Consider the following 18037-nt stretch of genomic DNA (forward strand, 5'->3'; position numbering starts at 1 on the left):
CCCCAGGCGAACCCACCCCCAGCCCCTCCCTTTCAGGGAGGGGAGCAGTCGTTATTCCGCGGCGACCAGTTCGGCGCTGTCGTCGAGGGGGTGGGGCAAGCGGGTGAGCATTTCCTTCGGCACGATCTGCCAGAAATCGCCGGCGACGCGGTCCCAGTCCTCGAGCAGGCCCTTCGACCATTTGCTGTCGGTCGCATCGGCATGGTCGCGGACGAGGTCGAGCAGCGTGTCGGCCCAGTGCAGCGAGCGGACGCGCGCCCAGGTGATGTTCTCCGGATTGGCCTTGCTCGGGAAGACGCCCGCGGGATCGTAGACGAACGCCATCCCTCCGGTCATGCCCGCGCCGAAATTGGTGCCGATCTCGCCGAGGATCACCGCGACACCGTTGGTCATGTATTCGCAGCCGTTCGCGCCGCAGCCCTCGACGACCACGGTCGCGCCCGAATTGCGCACCGCGAACCGCTCGCCCGCCTGCCCCGCCGCGAGCAATTTGCCCGAGGTCGCGCCGTAGAGCACGGTGTTGCCGACGATCGTGTTGTCCTGGCTCGCGAGCGGCGACGACACCGCGGGGCGGACGACGATGATGCCGCCCGACAGCCCCTTGCCGACATAATCGTTGGCGTCGCCGAACACTTCGAGCGTGATGCCCTTGCACAGGAACGCGCCGAGACTCTGCCCAGCCGAGCCGCGCAGGCGGATCGTGACGTGGCCGTCGGCGAGCGTCGACATGCCGAACTTCCGCGTGATCTCGGACGACAGACGCGTGCCCACCGCGCGGTGCGTGTTGCGCACCGAATAGGTCAGCTGCATCTTCTCGCCGCGGCTGAACACGGCGGCGGCATCCTTGATGACCTGCGCGTCGAGGCTGTCGGGGACTTCGTTCCGGAAGGTCGAGAGCGAGAAGCGGCGCTCGGCATCGGTCGCATCGACCTTGGCGAGGATCGGGTTGAGGTCGAGATCGTCGAGATGCTCGGCGCCGCGGCTGACCTGGCGGAGCAGCTCGGTGCGGCCGATCACCTCGTCGAGGCTCTTGAACCCGAGGCGCGCGAGGATGTCGCGGACTTCCTCTGCGATGAAGGTCATCAGGTTGATGACCTTTTCGGGAGTGCCGACGAATTTCTGCCGCAGCGCGTCGTTCTGCGTGCAGATGCCGACCGGACAGGTGTTCGAATGGCACTGGCGCACCATGATGCAGCCCATCGCCACGAGGCTGAGCGTGCCGATCCCGAACTCTTCCGCGCCGAGGATCGCGGCGATGACGATGTCACGGCCGGTCTTGAGCCCGCCGTCGGTGCGCAGCTTGATGCGGCCGCGCAGGCCGTTGAGCGTGAGCGTCTGGTTGACCTCCGACAGCCCCATTTCCCACGGCGTGCCGGCATATTTGATGCTGGTCTGCGGGGACGCCCCGGTGCCGCCGACATGGCCGGCGATCAGGATGACGTCGGCATGCGCCTTCGCCACACCTGCCGCGACCGTGCCGATGCCCGCCGAACTGACGAGCTTGACGCAGACGCGCGCACGCGGATTGATCTGCTTGAGGTCGTAGATGAGCTGCGCGAGATCCTCGATCGAATAGATGTCGTGGTGCGGCGGCGGCGAGATCAGCGTCACGCCGGGCGTCGCGTGGCGCAGCTTGGCGATGAATTCGGTGACCTTGAAGCCGGGCAGCTGACCGCCCTCGCCGGGCTTGGCGCCCTGGGCGACCTTGACCTCGATCTCTTCGCAGGCATTCAGATATTCGGCGGTGACGCCGAACCGGCCGGACGCAATCTGCTTGATCGTCGAGTTGGCGTTGTCGCCGTTCGCATAGGGCTTGAAACGCGACTTGTCCTCGCCGCCCTCGCCCGACACCGCCTTCGCGCCGATGCGGTTCATCGCGATCGCGAGCGTCTCGTGCGCTTCGGGCGACAGTGCGCCCAAGGACATGCCCGGGGTGACGAAGCGCTTGCGGATCTCGGTGATCGCCTCGACCTGGTCGACCGGCACGCCTTCTGCGGGGAAGTTGAACTGCAGCAGGTCGCGCAGATAGACCGGCGGCAGGTCGGCGACGCCGCGCGAGAATTGCAGATAGCTCGTATAGCTGTCGGTCGCGACCGCGGTCTGCAGCAGGTGCATCAGCTGCGCCGAATAGGCATGCGTCTCGCCGGTGTGGCGCTGGCGGTAGAAGCCGCCGATCGGCAGCGTGACGAGCGCATGGTCGAACGCCGCCTCGTGGCGCTGCGTCGCATTGACGTGGAGCGAGGCATAGCCCTCGCCCGAGATCTTCGCGGGCATGCCGGGGAACAGGTCGTTGACCAGGCTGCGGCTGAGGCCGACCGCCTCGAAGTTGTAGCCGCCGCGGTAGGACGAGATGACCGCGATGCCCATCTTCGACATGATCTTGAGCAGCCCCTCCTCCACCGCGGTGCGGTGGCGACGCAGGCATTCGGCGAGGTCGAGGTCGCCGAACAGCCCGCGCGCCTGACGATCGACGATTGCAGCTTCGGCCAGATAGGCGTTCACAGTGGTCGCGCCGACGCCGATCAGCACCGCGTAATAATGCGTGTCGAGGCATTCGGCGGTGCGCACGTTGATCGACGCGTAGGAGCGCAGGCCGCGGCGGACGAGATGCGTGTGGACGGCAGCGACCGCGAGCACGCCGGCGATGGCGACGCGGTCCTCGCTGATCGCCTCGTCGGTGAGGAAGATCTCGCTCTTGCCCTGGCGGACGGCCTGCTCGGCCTCGTTGCGGATCCGCTGGATCGCGGCGCGCAGCTTTTCCGGGCCACCGCCGGCGTCGAAGGTGCAGTCGATCTCGGCGACCGCCGACCCGAAATGCGCCTTCAGCCGCGACCAATGCTCGCCGGTGAGCACGGGGGAATCGAGGACGAGCACGCGCTCGCGCTGGTCGCGCACGTCGAGGATGTTGGCGAGGTTGCCGAAGCGGGTGCGCAGCGACATCACGTGACGCTCGCGCAACGGATCGATCGGCGGGTTGGTGACCTGAGAGAAATTCTGGCGGAAGAACTGGCTGATGAGGCGCGGCTTGTCGGAGATGACCGCGAGGGGGGTGTCGTCGCCCATCGATCCGATCGCCTCCTTGGCCATCTCGACCATCGGCGACAGGATCAGCTCCATGTCCTCGAGCGTCTGGCCGGCGGCGACCTGGCGGCGCGCGAGCTCGGCGCGGTCGTAGCGGACGACGCTTTCCTCGACGACCGGCAGGTCGGCGAGCGTGTGGAATTCGCCGATCATCGCGGCATAGTCGGCCTCGCCCGCGATGCGATCCTTGACCGCGCGGTCCTGGAGCAGGACGCCCTCGTCGAGGTCGACCGCGATCATCTCGCCGGGTCCCAGACGCCCCTTGGCGACGATGGTGGATTCGGGGACGACGACCATCCCGCTCTCGGAGCCGACGATCAGCAGCTTGTCGGAGGTCAGCGTGTAGCGGAGCGGACGCAGTGCGTTGCGGTCCATGCCGGCGACCGCCCAGCGGCCGTCGGTCATTGCGAGCGCGGCGGGACCGTCCCACGGCTCCATGACGCTGGCGAGATACTGGTACATCGCGGCATGTTGTGCGTCGCCGCCGGGCTGCACCGCCTCGGGGACGAGCATCAGCTTGGCGGTCGGCGCGTCGCGGCCCGACCGGCAGATCGCCTCGAACACCGCGTCGAGTGCGGCGGTGTCGGACGCGCCCGCCGGGATCACCGGCTTGATGTCCTCCGAATTGTCGCCGAACGCGAGGCTCGCCATCCGGATCTCGTGGGAGAGCATCCAGTTCTTGTTGCCGCGGATCGTGTTGATCTCGCCATTGTGCGCGAGGCAGCGGAACGGCTGCGCCAGCCACCATTGCGGGAAGGTGTTGGTCGAATAGCGCTGGTGGAAGATCGCGACGCGCGATTCGAAGCGCTGGTCGGTCAGGTCGGGGAAGAACACCGACAGCGATTCGGCGAGGAACAGCCCCTTGTAGACGATCGAGCGGCACGACAGGCTGCAGATGTAGAATCCCTGGATCTGCGCGGCGATCACGCGCTTCTCGATCCGCCGGCGGACGAGGTAGAGCGTCTTTTCGAACTCGGCGGCGTCCTGCTCCTCGGGCATCGGCCCGGCGATCATGATCTGCTCGATCTCGGGACGCGTCGCCTGCGCCTTCTGGCCGATCACCGACACGTCGACCGGCACCTGGCGCCAGCCATAGATGGTGTACCCCTCCTCGATGATCGCGCTCTCGACGATCGTCCGGCACGCCTCCTGTGCGCCGAGATCGGTGCGCGGCAGGAAGATCATGCCGACCGCGAGGCGGTTCTGACGCACCTTGTGCCCCGACGCCGCGATCGCATCGTCGAAGAAACGCACGGGCAGGTCGATATGGAGCCCGGCGCCGTCGCCGGTCTTGCCGTCGGCATCGACTGCGCCGCGATGCCAGACCGCCTTCAACGCATCGACCGCCGACTGCACGACGCGGCGCGAGGCGCGGCCGTCGGTGGCGGCGACGAGGCCGACGCCGCACGCATCGCCCTCGTATTCGGGGCGGTACATGCCGTGTTCGGCGAGACGGGCGCGTTCGGTTTCGTTGGTCATGCCAACCATTCCTTCTTGTCGACGTATTGGAGCGCGCGCTGTGTGGCGGCGCGGAGAATCTGGGTCGAATGGGCCGCCTCGACCAGCTTGGCGAACCGCGCTTCGCTGGTCAGCGGATAATCATGGACCAGACGATTGCGGAGTTTGACGACCATCATCCAGTCGTCGGCGCTGTCGATGATCCGCAGCGATTCCATCCGGTTGGCGACATCGCGGGCGTACATGTCCTTGGTATTCACGGCGCGCGCCTGAAGGATGGTCCGGAACAGCCGCATCAACTGGTCTTCGAGCTGCTCGACCGTTTTCAGCAAAGCGCGTGATCCGACACGCCCGTGTTCCGTCATAGCTTCGAACGCGGTCAGATCGGTTGGCACGGTACCGAGCAGCCGCATATCCTCGTCGAGGGCGACAGTAAGTGCCTGCACGCGGTCACAGATGACCGCCAGGATATCGTCTTCGGGCGTCGTCACAGCACGATACCGTCACGGTAGGCGATCCGTTCGAACCCGCGCGGCGTACCGCCACGGATCGTGAGCACGACATCGACCTTTTGCGGGTCGATCCGTTGGAACAGCCTGTGCTCGAATAGCCAACGGACATGCCCTTCGTCGGCGATCGCATCGACCTCGATGTGGAGGTCGATATCGCCGCCGCGTCCGGCGTCGTCGATTCGGCTTCCGAACAGGCGCACGACCGCAGAGTCGCCGAACGTTTCCGCGGCGGTCTCCTTGATCGCATCGACCTCTTCGGGTTTGAGCCTCACGCCGCGTGCCTTGCGCTCGCCGCCTTCGCCTTCAGCCATTTGTGCATCGTTGCCGCAACGTCGCGGCCGTCGCGGATCGCCCAGACGACGAGGCTCGCGCCGCGGACGATGTCGCCGGCGGCGAACACGCCGTCGAGCGAGGTCATCAGCGTCTTGCCGTCGACCAGCACGGTGCCCCAGCGGCTCACACCCAGTTCGGGCGTCGCGAACAGCGTCGGCAGGTCCTCGGCGTCGAAGCCGAGCGCCTTGATGACCAGATCGGCATCGACCGCGTAGTCGCCTGCGGGATCGGGTTCGGGGGCGCGGCGGCCGCTGGCGTCGGGGGCGCCGAGGCGCATCTTGCGGACCGTGACGCTCGACACCGTGTCGCCACCGTCGAAGCTCTGTGGGCCCGACAGCCAGACGAACTCGACGCCCTCTTCCTCGGCGTTGGCGACCTCGCGCTGCGAACCGGGCATGTTCGCGCGGTCGCGGCGATAGAGGCATTTCACCGACTTGGCGCCCTGGCGGATCGCGGTGCGGACGCAGTCCATCGCGGTGTCCCCGCCGCCGATCACGACAACGTCCTTGCCCTCGGCATTGAGGCTGCCGTCGTCGAACGCGGGGACGGCATCGCCGAAGCCCTTGCGGTTCGACGCGACGAGGAAGTCGAGCGCCGCGACCACGCCGTTCGAGCCCGCACCCGGCAGGTCCATCGCGCGCGCCTTGTACACGCCGGTCGCGATCAGGATCGCATCGTGGCGCTGGCGCAGATCGTCGAGGCTGGCATCGTCGCCGACCGCGAAGCCTTCGTGGAAGACGATGCCCGCCGCCTTCAGTCGCTCGACGCGGCGCATGACGATCGGCTTTTCGAGCTTGAAGCCGGGGATGCCATAAGTGAGCAGCCCGCCCGCCCGGTCGTAGCGGTCATAGACATGGACGTCGTAGCCATGCCCGCGCAGATATTCCGCCGCAGTCAGGCCTGCAGGCCCCGCGCCGATCACGCCGACCGACTGGCCGCGCGAGGTGCCGGGGACCAGCGGCTCGACCCAGCCATTCTCCCACGCGGTGTCGGTGATGAACTTCTCGACCGATCCGATCGTCACCGCGCCGTGGCCGGTGAATTCGATGACGCAATTGCCCTCGCACAGCCGGTCCTGCGGGCAGATGCGGCCGCAGATCTCGGGCATCGTCGAGGTCGCGTTGCTCAGCTCATAGGCTTCGCGCAGGCGCCCTTCGGCGGTGAGCCGGAGCCAGTCGGGGATATGGTTGTGGAGCGGGCAGTGCACCGAGCAATAGGGGACGCCGCATTGCGAACAGCGCCCGGCCTGGTCCTCCGCCTGCACGACGGCATAGCGATCGGCGATCTCGCGGAAATCCTCCGCCCGGATCTCAGCTTCCCGCTTGCCGGGGTAGGATTGCTCCCGCCCGACGAATTTCAACATAGATTCGTTCGCCATGTGCGCCTCCACCTGCGCCAATATTGCGCGCTGGAGGCTTTGTCACGGCGGAAAACGGCATTTACGTAACTATTACTGACATATTTAATTGGTGAAGCGGGTTGGTCTTGCTTCGATCCAAATATGATCCACTATATTGATACCGTGCCGGACCTACTTGGTGAGGAGCCAGACCAGGGCTGCCGACCCGGCCGCAATTCGGTACCAGGCGAACGGTACGAACCCGTGCTTCGTCACGATCCCCACGAACCATTTCACCACGAGCAGCGCGACGACGAACGCGACCGCGAAGCCGACTGCGATGCCGAGGACGCCGACGCCCTGCCCGCTCGCGAGCGTGTCGCGGTTCTTGATCAGTTCGAGCGCACTGGCCCCGAGCATCGTCGGGATGGCGAGGAAGAAGCTGAATTCCGCCGCGGTGCGCCGCTCGACGCCGAGCGCCAGCGCGCCGAGGATCGTCGCGCCCGAGCGGCTGACGCCGGGGACCATCGCCAGGCATTGCAGGAAACCGATGCCGACCACGGTCCTGAGCGGCAGGTCCGCCACGCCGCTGACGTCGCTGCGCGGCGCGAACCGCTCGACCGCGAGGATCGCGAAGCCGCCGACGACCAGCGCGATCGCGACGACCTCGGCATTGCCGAGCAAGGCCTCGATATATTTATGGAGCGCGAGGCCGATGACCGCGGCGGGGATGAACGCGACGACCAGGTTGCGCAGGAACAGCCAGGATTTGGGCTCGCGCTTCACCAGCCCCATCGCGACCGCCCAGAAGGTCCGCCAGTAGAGCACGACGATGGCGAGGATCGCACCCAGCTGGATGACGACGTTGAACACCTCCCAGCGCCCAGCGTCATAGCCGAGCAGGCGCGTCGCGAGGATCAGGTGGCCGGTCGACGAGACGGGCAGGAATTCGGTCACCCCCTCGACGATGCCGAGCAGGATGATCGTGAGGAGTTCGCTCACGCCGCGTGCGTCTCTGCGCGACGGCCGAACCGCCCGGCCTTGCGGAACCGCACCAGCCAGCCGGGCGCGACCGCGTCGAGCGGTGTCGCGGTGATGCCGAACGCCTCGAGCCCGCGCGCGCCGGGCGCCGCGACATTGTCGGCCTGCAGCATCTGCCACTGGTCCCAGGTGATCGGTGCGCCGGGCAGGAAGCCCGCGCGCGCGATCAGCGCGCCGACCGCGTCGGGGATCTCGACGATCGACACGTCGCGGCCGATCGTCTTGGCGAGCCAGCGGTTGAGCGCGCCCATGGTGATGACGTCGGGACCACCGAGGTCGAAGGTCTCGCCCGCATAGGCCTCGGGCGTGGCGATCGCGGCGGCAATCGCATCGGCGACGTCGGCGGCGAACACCGGCTGGAATTTCGCCGAGGCGCGCAGCACGGGAACGACCGGCGATTTCGCGATCATCCCGGCGAAGCGGTTGAGGAACGCATCCTCCTGCCCGAACACGATCGACGGGCGCAGGATCGTCGCTGCGGGGAACGCCGCGCGCACCGCCGCCTCGCCGTCGCCCTTGGAGCGGCCATAGGCCGACGCCGAACGCGAATCGGCACCGATCGCGGAAATATGGACGAGCGCCTCGACGCCGGCCGCCGCGGCCGCCTTCGCCACCGCGGCGGCGCCATCGACATGGACGCCCTGGAAATTGCCCGCGAGCACGCCGACGAGGTTCACGACCGCGTCGGAGCCCTGCACCGCGCGTGCGATCGTATCGGGCTTGGTCACGTCGACGCCGACGAACTGCGTCTGCCCCAGGCCACCCAGCGGCTTGAGATACACCGCCTGTCTGGGATCGCGCTGCGCGATCCGCACGCGGGCGCCGCGCTTGAGCAGGGCCTGTGCGACGTATCGGCCCAAAAAGCCTCCGCCACCGATCAGCGTCACCAGCTTGTCGTTCATCGTACTCGTCCTCTTGGCCGTCCCTTGACCGTTTCGCTCCCTTGCCGAGCGAACGGCGTGTTGACAAGCATAGAGACCCTCCCCTAGAGGCGCCCTCCTACCCCGTGCCCGGATGGCGGAATTGGTAGACGCACCAGCTTCAGGTGCTGGCGATCGCAAGGTCGTGGAGGTTCGAGTCCTCTTCCGGGCACCATTTGCATCAGGTCGCGCAGCGCCCGCCTGATGCTGAATTTCGCGGCGATTGTCGCGGCCCCGCCCCCTTGAATCTTCGACTGGCGAGCATCGTCTGGATGCGGCATGCTGTGGCATGGCATCGGACACGCGCACCGTCGGCTTCATCGTCGACCAGCTGGCATCGGCCGGCGTTTCCGCAAAACCGATGTTCGGCGAATATGGCCTGTATTGCGACGGCCGGATGGTCGCGATGGTGTGCGACGACCGGCTGTTTCTCAAGCCGACCGACGCCGGGCGCGCGTTTGCGGGCGCGGTCGAGGAGGCATCGCCCTATCCCGGCGCGAAGCCGTGCCTGGTGATCGATCCCGACCGATGGGACGATAGCGACTGGCTGGGCGAACTCGTCCGCCTCACCGCCGCGGCGCTACCGCTGCCCAAGCCGAGCAAGGCAAAGCGATAGCGGCGCACGGCGCGAGTTTACGTCGCGACGGTCATCACCGAGCCCGAATCGACGCGCAGCCCGGCGCCGTTGATGAAGCTCGCCTGCTCCGAACACAGGAACACGATCGCGGCGGCGACCTCGTCCGCGCGGCCGCGGCGCTTGAGCGTCATGCCGGGGCGCTCTTCCTCGAGAAAGCTTTCGATCGCCTCGTCCATCGACGTGCCGTTTTCCGCCGCGCGCTTTTCCATCATCGCATCGGTCATCGGCGTCTCGATGAACGCCGGCGAGACGCTGTTGACCAGCACGTTGTCGCAGCCATAGGCCTTGGACAGGCCCTTCGCGAGGTTGAGGATCCCGGCCTTGGAGGCGCAATAGGCGAGCTCGTCGACATAGGGCTGCACCGCGTCCTCGGATGCCAGCAGCACGATCCGCCCCCATCCCCTTGCGCGCATCGCCGGGATCGCCTCGCGGCACATCCGCACCGCGCCCATCAGGTTGATGTCGAGCGTCTCCTGCCAGCCGGCATCGTCGACCTCGAGGAAATCGCCGGTCGCGCCGGTGACGCCCGCGGAATTGACGTAGATGTCGGGCGCGCCCATCCGCTCCTCGAGCTCGGCGAACAGCCGGCGAACGTCGTCGAGCTTGGTCACGTCGGCCTCGATCGCGATCACCTCGCCCAGCGAGGACAGGTCGGCGAGGCTCTTCGCCAGGTCGCCGCCGGGCTTGTCGGTGATCGCGACGCGCACACCTTCCGCGAGCAGCAGCCGCGCGGTCTCCTTGCCCATACCCGAATCCGCGCCGCTGATCAGCGCAATGCGCCCCTTGATGCCGAAATCCATGCCGTGTCTCCTGCGTTCGGCACAAGAAGAGCCGGCACGGCCTGGGGTTCCGCAGCCATGCCCGGACATGGGCGTTATCATGCGCAGCCACGGCAAGGCGGCAAGGAGCGACGATGGACAAGCAGGCGCATTCTGTACTCGACACGCTCGACGCGCTCGCGCCGGAGACGACGCCGGATGCCGACGACGCGGCGTGGCTTGCCGCGTTCCGCTACCAGACGGCCTTGCTGCGCGGTTTCGGCGGTGCGCCCGAGCCGATGGCCGCGATCACGCTCGACACGCTCGGCGGGGTGCCGGTCCGCGTCTTTCGCCCTGGCCCGGCCGACGGCAGGCTGCTGTTCCACATCCATGGCGGGGGCGGGATCGCCGGGTCGCTCGACGGGCATGACCCGATGCTGCGGCTGCTCGCGGCGCGGACCGGCTGGACCGTCATGGCGCCCGACTATCGGCTGGCGCCCGAGCACCGCTTCCCGGCGCAGCTCGACGATTGCCACGCGGCCCTCCTCGCCGCGCAGGCACAGGTGCCGGCGCGGCGGATCGTCGTGTCGGGGGACAGCATCGGCGCGACGCTTGCAACTGCGCTGGCGATGCGCGTGCGCGACTCCGGTGGATCAATGCTGGCCGGGCAGCTGCTGTTCTACCCGAACACCGACCTGCGGCGCGGCGCGGACTATCCGTCGCGGCGCAGCGAGGACGGACGGATCATCGCGCGCGACGACCTCGAGCGGCAGATCGCGCTGTATGTCGGATCGCCTGCCGACCGCGACGATCCCGCCGCCTCGCCGCTGCTCGCGGACAGGCTCGCGGACCTGCCCCCTACGCTGATCGCGACCTGCGAGAACGATCCGCTACGCGACGAGGGCGAGCTTTACGCACGGCGACTGCGCGAGGCCGGAGTCGCGGTCGAGCATCACCGCGTGCCGGGGATGATCCACGCCTTCCTGCAGATGGCAGGCGCGATCGATGCGGCGCCTGCGTTCCTGGCGGTCGTCAAGCGCTGGCTCGACGACCGCTGACGCGTGCTACTTTCCGGTCGGGCTCGCGGCGTTGACGTCGTCGGGCGGCGAGACCGCGCGCAGCGTCTGGCGCTGTGCGTCAGGGTCGATCCGGCGCGTCCGGACGAACGGCGGCAAGGCCTCGCGTGTGCCGCTCTTCAGCGCGCGGACGATCCCCTCGATCACACGCAGGTCGGCGACGCCTTCCTCCGCATCGGGCTCGGGGTCGCGATCGTCGAGGATGCAGTCGGAGAAATAGCGCATCTCGCCGCCGAACTGGTCGGTCGCCTTGAACGTCTCCTGCGAGGTCTTCTCGCCGATCCGGCGGGTCTGGGCGATGCCGTCGCCGAACCCGTAGGCCGGGTCCATGTGGATGCTGCCCTTGGTGCCCGCGATGGTCAGGCTGTCGACATTGTTGGCGTAATAGGAGACCGTGAACTGCGCCAGCTTGTCGCCCGGCATCCGCAGCGTCACCGCGATGGTGTCGTCGAAATCGCCCAGCCCCGAGTCCGCGTGCCGCACGCCGACCGCCGATTCGACCGCGAGCGGCTCCGCGCCGAACAGATAGCGGATCGCGTTGATCGGGTACGGCGCCATGTCGAACAGCGGGCCGGCCTGGATGCCGTTCTGCGCGCGGTGGTTGGCGGGATCGACCTTCTGCGTGAAGCACGAGGTGAAGGCGATCAGCTCGCCCAGTTCGCCGGCGCGGATCCGCGCGATCGCGTCGAGCGTGCCGGGTTCGAAGTGCAGCCGGTACGCGACCATCAGCTTGGCCGACGACGCCTCCGCCGCGACGCGGATCTTCTCCGCCAGCGCGACCGAGATCTCGAGCGGCTTCTCGCTCAGCACATGGATCCCGGCGGCGAGCGCGGGGATCGCGAACTCGGCGTGGCGCCAGTTGGGCGTGGCGAGATACACCGCATCGATCTCGCCCGACGCCAGCAACGCGTCGAACTGCTCGTAGGCATAGGTGTGCGCGACGCCGTAGCGCTTGCCCAGCACGCGCGCCTTTTCGGGGTCGCTGGTGACGATCGCGGTCAGCTCCGAATTGCCCGTGTGCGCGATGCCCGGCATCATCGCCCGCTGCGCGATGTCGCCGGCGCCAACGACGGCGTAGCGGACTTTCCTGGTCAGCCCGAGGGCGGATGCGATGCTCATGAAATCTCCGGCGATAGGGGTAATGCTACCGAACGCGCCGGACGCTTGGCGTTTCCCGGAGATTTGTCAGGCGAGGGTTGGCCGACGACCTCGTGCTCCCCCTTGGAAGATCGGTTTCGGCCACTCCGAAGCGATTCCGCGCGGTCCCGCCCCCGGCCTCACGCCCAGTCCGGAATGGCCGGATCGGATCCGGAGGCGGGTGTCAGGGTGCGGGTGACGATGACGTTCGAGGGGTCGTCGGGGTCGGTCGATACCGTGAACCCCATGTCGCGCTCGACCGCGAGCGCGCCGTGGTTCTCGCGGCTCTCGATCGATTGCAGCGTCCGGATGCCCTTCGCCGCGGCATAGCGCGCGATATGGTCGAGCAGGGTCCACCCCAGCCCCTTGTTCTTGAAGTCCTTGTGGAGCGCGATCGCCACTTCGCCGCGCGCCATCGCGGCATCGCACGCGAGCATGGCGGTCCCGACCATCGTCGCGCCGTCCGCGGTGAAGGCCAGGAAATCCTCGGTCTGGCGATGGTCGACATGCGTCAGCGCGGTGATCTGGCTTTCACCCACGACGTTCAGCCCGGTCAGGAACCGGAACCGGAGATCCTCTCGGGTCACGTGCGTGAAGAACTCGGCGACCGTCGCGGTGTCCGCCGGCTGCGCGGGGCGGACATGGATCCGGAAGCCGGTGCGCGTCGTCAGGTGTCGGTTCCAGTCGTCCATGTGGGTCTTCCCGGTCTGCCCGCCCGAACACCCGGCAAGGGACCCTGCGGATGCGGCTGTGCCTCGGCCTCGGTTAGCGCCCATCGCGCACCGTGTAGTTGCGTAGTTTCCGATGGGCATCGGGCGCGATCGGCCGCTACCGGTGCAGCGTCCGGATCGCGTCGACGATCACCTGCGGGCTGTGCAGCCCCTGGTAGACGGGGGGGGGCGCCTTGTTCAGCTTGAGCAAGCCGTAGACCGCGGTCATCGCGCTCCGCACCGAATATTCGACCGTGAACACCACGTCGTCGGGCTGTTCGGCAAATTGGCCGAGAAAGGCGAGATTGGTCGAACCGTCGGGTACCACCAGCGGCCGGTCGCCGCCCGACCGGACCATGAACTGGCTGGTGATATAGGGCATGGTGCACGGGATGCAGGTCGACGCGGCGATGATGGTGTCCTGGTCGGCCTGCGCGAAATGCAGATGGCCGAGCACCTCCTCGAGGATCTCCGCGCCGCTACAGTCGGCCATCGGTTTCCTGACGAAATTGCCCGGACGATCGTGGAACAGCCCATAGCCCCACCACACCGCGACGCCCTGCGGTTGGTCGGGGAAGAACGGCTGGTGGTAGATCGAGATCGTGATCAGCCAGTTGGAATCCTTGAACGTGATCAGGCCGCCCATGCCGGCCGGCTGCCCGCTGAAGGCTTCCATCAGGTCGAGGAACAGCGGATCGCGGACCGTGACCGTGTAGGAAATCCAGGACGATTCCGCGATCACGCCGTTGAACGCCGCGGGGTTGCCGAACTGCGGGCGCGCCTGCGCCAGCTTCTCCCAGAGACGCCATGCGCCCGATGCCCCGTATCGCTCGATACCCGGTGCTTCGGTCATCGAACCGAACCGCTTGTCCGCGGTCATCGAGCCGTTGGTGACGAACACCAGATCGCCGGTCCTGACCGGGATACGCTCGGTGACGCCGCCCCGGCTGGTGACCAGCCCGGTGACGGTGATCGCATCGCTTCCCGACGCGAAGCCCAGGTCGTCGACCCGCACGCCGAAGTGGAAGCGGACGCCGCGATCGGTCAGCCAGGTCTTCAGCGGTACGGCAAAGCTGTCATATTGATTGTAGAGGCTCCGGTAGATGCCGTCCTGCGTGTCGATCGTCGAGAAATGGTGGACGAAGCGCCGCAGATACCGCCGGAACTCGATCGCGCTGTGCCAGCGTTCGAACGCGAACAGCGTGCACCATTCGAACCAGAAATTGGTCTCGAAGAAATGCTCGCCGAAACAGTCGGTGATACGCTTGCCGTCGAGCAGCGCCTCGGGCTCGGCGATGAGCGCGACGAGCTGGATCCGGTCGCGTTCGCTGAACCCCATCGTGTGGAAATCCGGGACGCGACCGTCGCGGTCGACCAGCCGGACCTTGTTGTGCCACGGCCATTTGGCGTTGGCCTGGTCGGTTTCCTCCTTGACCGAGATGTTCGGGTTGGTCGCCGACGGGATCGACGCCAGCAGGTCGAAGGTACATTGGTACATCGATTCGAACATGCGGCTGCCGCTCATGAAATAGCCGTGCTCGGCATCGCCATGCGCGTCGAAGGCGCCGCCGAATGCGTGGCTCTCCTCGAAGATCACGATGTCCTTGCCCGACACGCCGCCGTCCCGGATGAGGAAGACCGCCCCCGCGAGCGCCGCGATGCCGCTGCCGACGAAATAATAATGGCTCATGGGATACGCACCTGACGGGAGGGAGGATCGCGGAACGAGGGACCTGCGTGCCGCGCTGTCGCCGACCACGGGGTCGCCGCATGTGACGAGGATAAGGTGCCGGGCGAAGCGTCGGGAACTACGTACGGCTCGTGCGGGCACGCCGGCCGGGGGTGCGCGTCAGACCGCTGTTCCGAACAGCGCGCCGACGCCGGCGGTCACCGCCATCGCCAGTGCCCCCCAGAAGGTCACCCGCACGGCGCCGATCACGACCGGCGCGCCGCCGGCCTGCGCCGCCAGCGCGCCCAGCAGCGCCAGCGACAGCAGCGAGGTCAGCGCGACGAACGCGATGAGGTTAGCGCCGGCGGCAAAGTGAACGACCAGCACGGGAAGCCCCGCCCCGGCCGCAAAGCTTGCCGCCGAGGCGAGCGCCGCCTGGATCGGCCGGGCGCGCAACGCGTCGGAGAGCCCGAGCTCGTCGCGGGCATGCGCGCCGAGCGCGTCGTGCGCGCTCAACTGATCCGCCACCGTCGCGGCCAGAACCGGGTCGAGGCCGCGGCCCACATAGATCGCCGCGAGTTCACCCCGTTCGCCGACCGCGTCCGCGGCAAGCTCGGCGCGTTCCCGCCGCAGATCGGCCTTCTCGGCATCCGCCTGCGAATGGACGGAGACATATTCCCCCGCCGCCATCGACATCGCGCCGGCGACCAGTCCTGCCGCTCCCGCGGTCAGGACGGCCTGGCGCGTACCGTGTGCGGCCGCCACACCCAGGATCAGGCTCGCGGTGGACAGGATCCCGTCGTTCGCGCCCAGCACGGCCGCCCGCAGCCATCCGACGTCCTGCGTCGCGTGCCGCTCGTAATGTCCGGCCGATGGGACCATACGGAAATCTCCAGAGCATAAGCGAGGCGACCGTCCGTCACGACGACCGACCGCGATCTCCACGCCGGTCTTATCGATGCGGTCCACCGGCGACAAAGCTCGGGAACTACGCAGCTCATCCCAGCGACAAGGAGTTCCCGATGTGTGAAACCACAATGGCGAGGCGGCACGCGGGGCAGCATTGCAGCAATGCAACGCCATCGGACTCCGCTTGTGGCGCGCCCGCATGGGCATCGCGCCCATCCCGGGCCCTTCCCCGGTGACCGGGGACGCTTCCCTGCCCCCGGCAAGCGCTGAGCAGTCCGACAGGAAGAATGCCGAGATGCTCGAAGAGCTTGGCCTGCTGATCGACGGCGCCACCAATTACGCGATCTACATGCTCGATCCCGAAGGCCGGGTGACGATCTGGAACTGCGGCGCGCAGAAGATCAAGGGCTGGAACGAAGCCGAGATCATCGGCCAGGACTTCTCGATCTTCTATTCGCCCAGCGACGTCGCGGCGGGCAAGCCACGGCGCGACCTGGAGCGTGCCAGCCTCGCGGGCAGCATCGAGGAGGAAAGCTGGCGGATCCGCAAGGATGGGTCGGAATTCCTCGCCAGCGTGACGATCACCGCGCTGCGCAGCGGCAATGGCGCGCTGCGCGGCTTCGGCAAGGTGATCCGCGACATCACCGACCAGAAGGCCGCCGCCGCGGCGGTGTCGCGTCGCGAGCATCACCTGCGCTCGATCCTCGCGACCGTGCCCGAGGCGATGATCGTGATGAACGGCAGTGGCACGATATCGTCGTTCAGCAGCACCGCCGAGACGATGTTCGGCTACCGCGAGGCCGAGGTCCTCGGTCGCAATGTCGGCATGCTGATGCCGGAGTCCGAACGCGCGATGCACGCCGGCCACCTGCGCACCTATCTGGAAACCGGCGTGCGCCACGTCATCGGCAGCATCCGCGTGACCACGGCGCGGCGCTCTGACGGCGAGGAATTCCCGATCGAGCTTGCCGTCGGCGAGGTCTCGATCGGGGGCGAGCGGATCTTCACGGGCTTCATCCGCGACCTGACCTCGCGCCGCGAGGACGACCGCAAGATGCGCGAGCTTCAGTCCAGGCTGGTCCACGTCTCGCGCGTCAGTGCGATGGGAACGATGGCGTCGATGCTCGCGCACGAGATCAACCAGCCGCTGACCGCGATCGCGGCCTATCTCGAGACCACGCGCGACATGATCGGCGACAGCAAGGACGGCCTGCTCGTCGAGATATCGGAGGCGCTGCAGCTTGCCGCGGCGCAGACGCTGCGCGCCGGGGAGATCATCCGCCGGCTGCGCTCGTTCGTCGACGGCGGCGACACCGGGTTCCGGCTGGAACGGCTCGACGCGCTGGTGAACGAGGCGACCAGTCTCGGCCTGCTCGGGGTACGCGAGGCCGGGATATCCGTCACGATGACGATCGACGCGGGCCTGGGCCAGGTCTTCGTCGATCGCATCCAGATCCAGCAGGTGCTGGTCAACCTGATCCGCAACGCGATCCAGGCGATGGCGACGGCACCGACCAGGCATCTGACGATCGCCACCGCGCCCGATCGCGACGGCTGTGCGCGGGTTAGCGTGGGCGACACCGGGGCCGGCATCGATGCCGCGGTTCGCGAACGGCTGTTCGAGGCGTTCGCGACCACCAAGGAGAGCGGCATGGGCCTTGGCCTCTCGATATGCAGGACCATCATCGAGGCGCATGGTGGTCGGATATGGGCAGAGGCGGGTCCGGCCGGGGGCACCGTCTTCCACTTCACCGTTCCGTTCGCTGGGGAAGACCAATGACCGATACGCCCACCATCGTTCATATCGTCGACGACGACGACGCCATCCGCCAGTCGATCGGCTTCCTGCTGCGCAAGGCGGGCCATGTCGTGAAGACCTATGCATCGGGTACCGAGTTCCTGCGAACGGTCGACCGCGAGACGCAGGGCTGCATCCTGCTCGACGTCCGCATGCCCGGGATCGACGGGCTCGAGGTCCAGAGCCGGCTGTCGTCGCAGGGGATCGGGCTGCCGGTGATCATGCTCACCGGGCACGGCGACGTGACGCTGGCCGTCCAGGCGATCAAGGCCGGGGCGCTGGAATTCCTCGAAAAGCCGTTCGAGCGCGCCGCGTTGCTCGCGGCCATCGACGAGGCGTTCCGCCACGCGGCGCGCACCGCGCGCGACCATGTGGCGGCCGCGGAGGCGGTCGTCAGGCTTGCCGCGCTCACCCCGCGCGAGCGCGACGTGCTGGACGGCATGGTGCTTGGACGTCCCAACAAGCTGATCGCGTTCGATCTCGGGATCGCGACCCGCACCGTCGAGGTCCACCGCGCGAACCTGATGGACAAGGTCGATGCGCGCAGCCTGTCCGACGTCCTGCGCATCGCCTTTGCGGCGGGGCTGGGCGCGAAGGGCTGAGCCTCGCCCCACCCTCGTCTTCTACGTACAGACAATGGACGGCGTTGGATGCGATCC

General features: G+C 67.6%; 15 protein-coding genes and 1 tRNA gene. 5 read left to right on the forward strand and 11 right to left on the reverse strand.

Annotated features, from left to right (window positions below; translation table 11 throughout):
- Positions 1-51: 51 nt before the first annotated feature.
- The 6 genes from gltB to FSB78_RS14175 all read right to left on the reverse strand — a co-directional run bounded on the left by gltB (position 52) and on the right by FSB78_RS14175 (position 8666).
- The gene (gene gltB, locus FSB78_RS14150) at positions 52-4560 is read right to left on the reverse strand and encodes a glutamate synthase large subunit (protein ID WP_147083245.1); all 4509 of its coding nucleotides are present in this window, start codon (positions 4558-4560) and stop codon (positions 52-54) included.
- On the reverse strand, positions 4557-5030 hold the full coding sequence (locus tag FSB78_RS14155; protein WP_147083246.1) for a HepT-like ribonuclease domain-containing protein: 474 nt from the start codon (positions 5028-5030) through the stop codon (positions 4557-4559). The genes gltB and FSB78_RS14155 overlap by 4 nt, the downstream gene beginning before the upstream one ends.
- Positions 5027-5362, reverse strand: coding sequence for a hypothetical protein (locus tag FSB78_RS14160; protein ID WP_242008303.1), 336 nt, complete (start codon positions 5360-5362; stop codon positions 5027-5029). Before FSB78_RS14160 ends, FSB78_RS14155 begins: the two co-directional genes overlap by 4 nt.
- The gene (locus FSB78_RS14165; RefSeq protein WP_147083247.1) at positions 5320-6762 is read right to left on the reverse strand and encodes an NAD(P)-dependent oxidoreductase; all 1443 of its coding nucleotides are present in this window, start codon (positions 6760-6762) and stop codon (positions 5320-5322) included. The genes FSB78_RS14160 and FSB78_RS14165 overlap by 43 nt, the downstream gene beginning before the upstream one ends.
- Positions 6763-6915: 153 nt before the next feature.
- The gene (locus FSB78_RS14170) at positions 6916-7725 is read right to left on the reverse strand and encodes an undecaprenyl-diphosphate phosphatase (protein ID WP_147083248.1); all 810 of its coding nucleotides are present in this window, start codon (positions 7723-7725) and stop codon (positions 6916-6918) included.
- Positions 7722-8666 carry a complex I NDUFA9 subunit family protein gene (locus FSB78_RS14175; RefSeq protein ID WP_147083249.1) on the reverse strand — a complete coding sequence of 315 codons (945 nt, stop codon included), beginning with the start codon at positions 8664-8666 and terminating at the stop codon, positions 7722-7724. Before FSB78_RS14175 ends, FSB78_RS14170 begins: the two co-directional genes overlap by 4 nt.
- Before the next feature lie 106 nt (positions 8667-8772).
- Here FSB78_RS14175 and FSB78_RS14180 point away from each other — a divergent pair.
- Together FSB78_RS14180 and FSB78_RS14185 are read left to right on the forward strand one after the other, a co-directional pair.
- Positions 8773-8859, forward strand: a tRNA-Leu gene (locus tag FSB78_RS14180).
- Between the two features lie 114 nt (positions 8860-8973).
- The gene (locus FSB78_RS14185; protein WP_147083250.1) at positions 8974-9300 is read left to right on the forward strand and encodes a TfoX/Sxy family protein; all 327 of its coding nucleotides are present in this window, start codon (positions 8974-8976) and stop codon (positions 9298-9300) included.
- 17 nt (positions 9301-9317) lie between these two features.
- Here FSB78_RS14185 and FSB78_RS14190 read toward each other — a convergent pair whose 3' ends face one another.
- Entirely contained in the window at positions 9318-10121 is an 804-nt protein-coding gene (locus tag FSB78_RS14190) for an SDR family NAD(P)-dependent oxidoreductase (protein WP_147083251.1), read from the reverse strand.
- A 113-nt stretch (positions 10122-10234) separates the two neighbouring features.
- Here FSB78_RS14190 and FSB78_RS14195 point away from each other — a divergent pair, with 113 nt between their 5' ends.
- A complete protein-coding gene (locus FSB78_RS14195) occupies positions 10235-11137 on the forward strand; it encodes an alpha/beta hydrolase (RefSeq protein ID WP_147083252.1) in 903 nt (300 codons plus the stop codon).
- A 6-nt stretch (positions 11138-11143) separates the two neighbouring features.
- Here FSB78_RS14195 and FSB78_RS14200 read toward each other — a convergent pair whose 3' ends face one another.
- From FSB78_RS14200 to FSB78_RS14215, 4 genes are all read right to left on the reverse strand, one after another.
- A complete protein-coding gene (locus tag FSB78_RS14200) occupies positions 11144-12274 on the reverse strand; it encodes a Gfo/Idh/MocA family protein (RefSeq protein ID WP_147083253.1) in 1131 nt (376 codons plus the stop codon).
- Positions 12275-12432: 158 nt separating this feature from the next.
- Positions 12433-12984, reverse strand: coding sequence for a GNAT family N-acetyltransferase (locus tag FSB78_RS14205; protein ID WP_147083254.1), 552 nt, complete (start codon positions 12982-12984; stop codon positions 12433-12435).
- A gap of 136 nt (positions 12985-13120) precedes the next feature.
- The gene (locus FSB78_RS14210) at positions 13121-14692 is read right to left on the reverse strand and encodes an oleate hydratase (protein ID WP_147083255.1); all 1572 of its coding nucleotides are present in this window, start codon (positions 14690-14692) and stop codon (positions 13121-13123) included.
- A 159-nt stretch (positions 14693-14851) separates the two neighbouring features.
- Entirely contained in the window at positions 14852-15553 is a 702-nt protein-coding gene (locus FSB78_RS14215; protein WP_147083256.1) for a VIT1/CCC1 transporter family protein, read from the reverse strand.
- A 322-nt stretch (positions 15554-15875) separates the two neighbouring features.
- On the opposite strand from FSB78_RS14215, the gene FSB78_RS14220 reads away from it, so the two are divergent.
- Both FSB78_RS14220 and FSB78_RS14225 read left to right on the forward strand, forming a co-directional pair.
- Positions 15876-17360: a PAS domain-containing sensor histidine kinase gene (locus FSB78_RS14220; protein ID WP_147083257.1), complete on the forward strand. Its 1485-nt coding sequence runs from the start codon at positions 15876-15878 to the stop codon at positions 17358-17360.
- Positions 17357-17980: a response regulator transcription factor gene (locus tag FSB78_RS14225; protein ID WP_147083258.1), complete on the forward strand. Its 624-nt coding sequence runs from the start codon at positions 17357-17359 to the stop codon at positions 17978-17980. Before FSB78_RS14220 ends, FSB78_RS14225 begins: the two co-directional genes overlap by 4 nt.
- Positions 17981-18037: the final 57 nt, after the last annotated feature.

The organism is Sphingomonas ginsenosidivorax (genome assembly GCF_007995065.1).
Taxonomy (GTDB): domain Bacteria; phylum Pseudomonadota; class Alphaproteobacteria; order Sphingomonadales; family Sphingomonadaceae; genus Sphingomonas; species Sphingomonas ginsenosidivorax.

Bases quoted from the DNA above. Each gene is read 5' to 3' on its own strand.
- FSB78_RS14205 (WP_147083254.1), bottom strand. From the start codon at position 12,984: ATGGACGACTGGAACCGACACCTGACGACGCGCACCGGCTTCCGGATC.
- FSB78_RS14160 (WP_242008303.1), bottom strand. From the start codon at position 5,362: ATGGCTGAAGGCGAAGGCGGCGAGCGCAAGGCACGCGGCGTGAGGCTC.
- FSB78_RS14220 (WP_147083257.1), top strand. From the start codon at position 15,876: ATGCTCGAAGAGCTTGGCCTGCTGATCGACGGCGCCACCAATTACGCG.
- FSB78_RS14195 (WP_147083252.1), top strand. From the start codon at position 10,235: ATGGACAAGCAGGCGCATTCTGTACTCGACACGCTCGACGCGCTCGCG.
- FSB78_RS14210 (WP_147083255.1), bottom strand. From the start codon at position 14,692: ATGAGCCATTATTATTTCGTCGGCAGCGGCATCGCGGCGCTCGCGGGG.
- FSB78_RS14175 (WP_147083249.1), bottom strand. From the start codon at position 8,666: ATGAACGACAAGCTGGTGACGCTGATCGGTGGCGGAGGCTTTTTGGGC.
- FSB78_RS14190 (WP_147083251.1), bottom strand. From the start codon at position 10,121: ATGGATTTCGGCATCAAGGGGCGCATTGCGCTGATCAGCGGCGCGGAT.
- FSB78_RS14225 (WP_147083258.1), top strand. From the start codon at position 17,357: ATGACCGATACGCCCACCATCGTTCATATCGTCGACGACGACGACGCC.
- FSB78_RS14200 (WP_147083253.1), bottom strand. From the start codon at position 12,274: ATGAGCATCGCATCCGCCCTCGGGCTGACCAGGAAAGTCCGCTACGCC.
- FSB78_RS14215 (WP_147083256.1), bottom strand. From the start codon at position 15,553: ATGGTCCCATCGGCCGGACATTACGAGCGGCACGCGACGCAGGACGTC.
- gltB (WP_147083245.1), bottom strand. From the start codon at position 4,560: ATGACCAACGAAACCGAACGCGCCCGTCTCGCCGAACACGGCATGTAC.
- FSB78_RS14165 (WP_147083247.1), bottom strand. From the start codon at position 6,762: ATGGCGAACGAATCTATGTTGAAATTCGTCGGGCGGGAGCAATCCTAC.
- FSB78_RS14185 (WP_147083250.1), top strand. From the start codon at position 8,974: ATGGCATCGGACACGCGCACCGTCGGCTTCATCGTCGACCAGCTGGCA.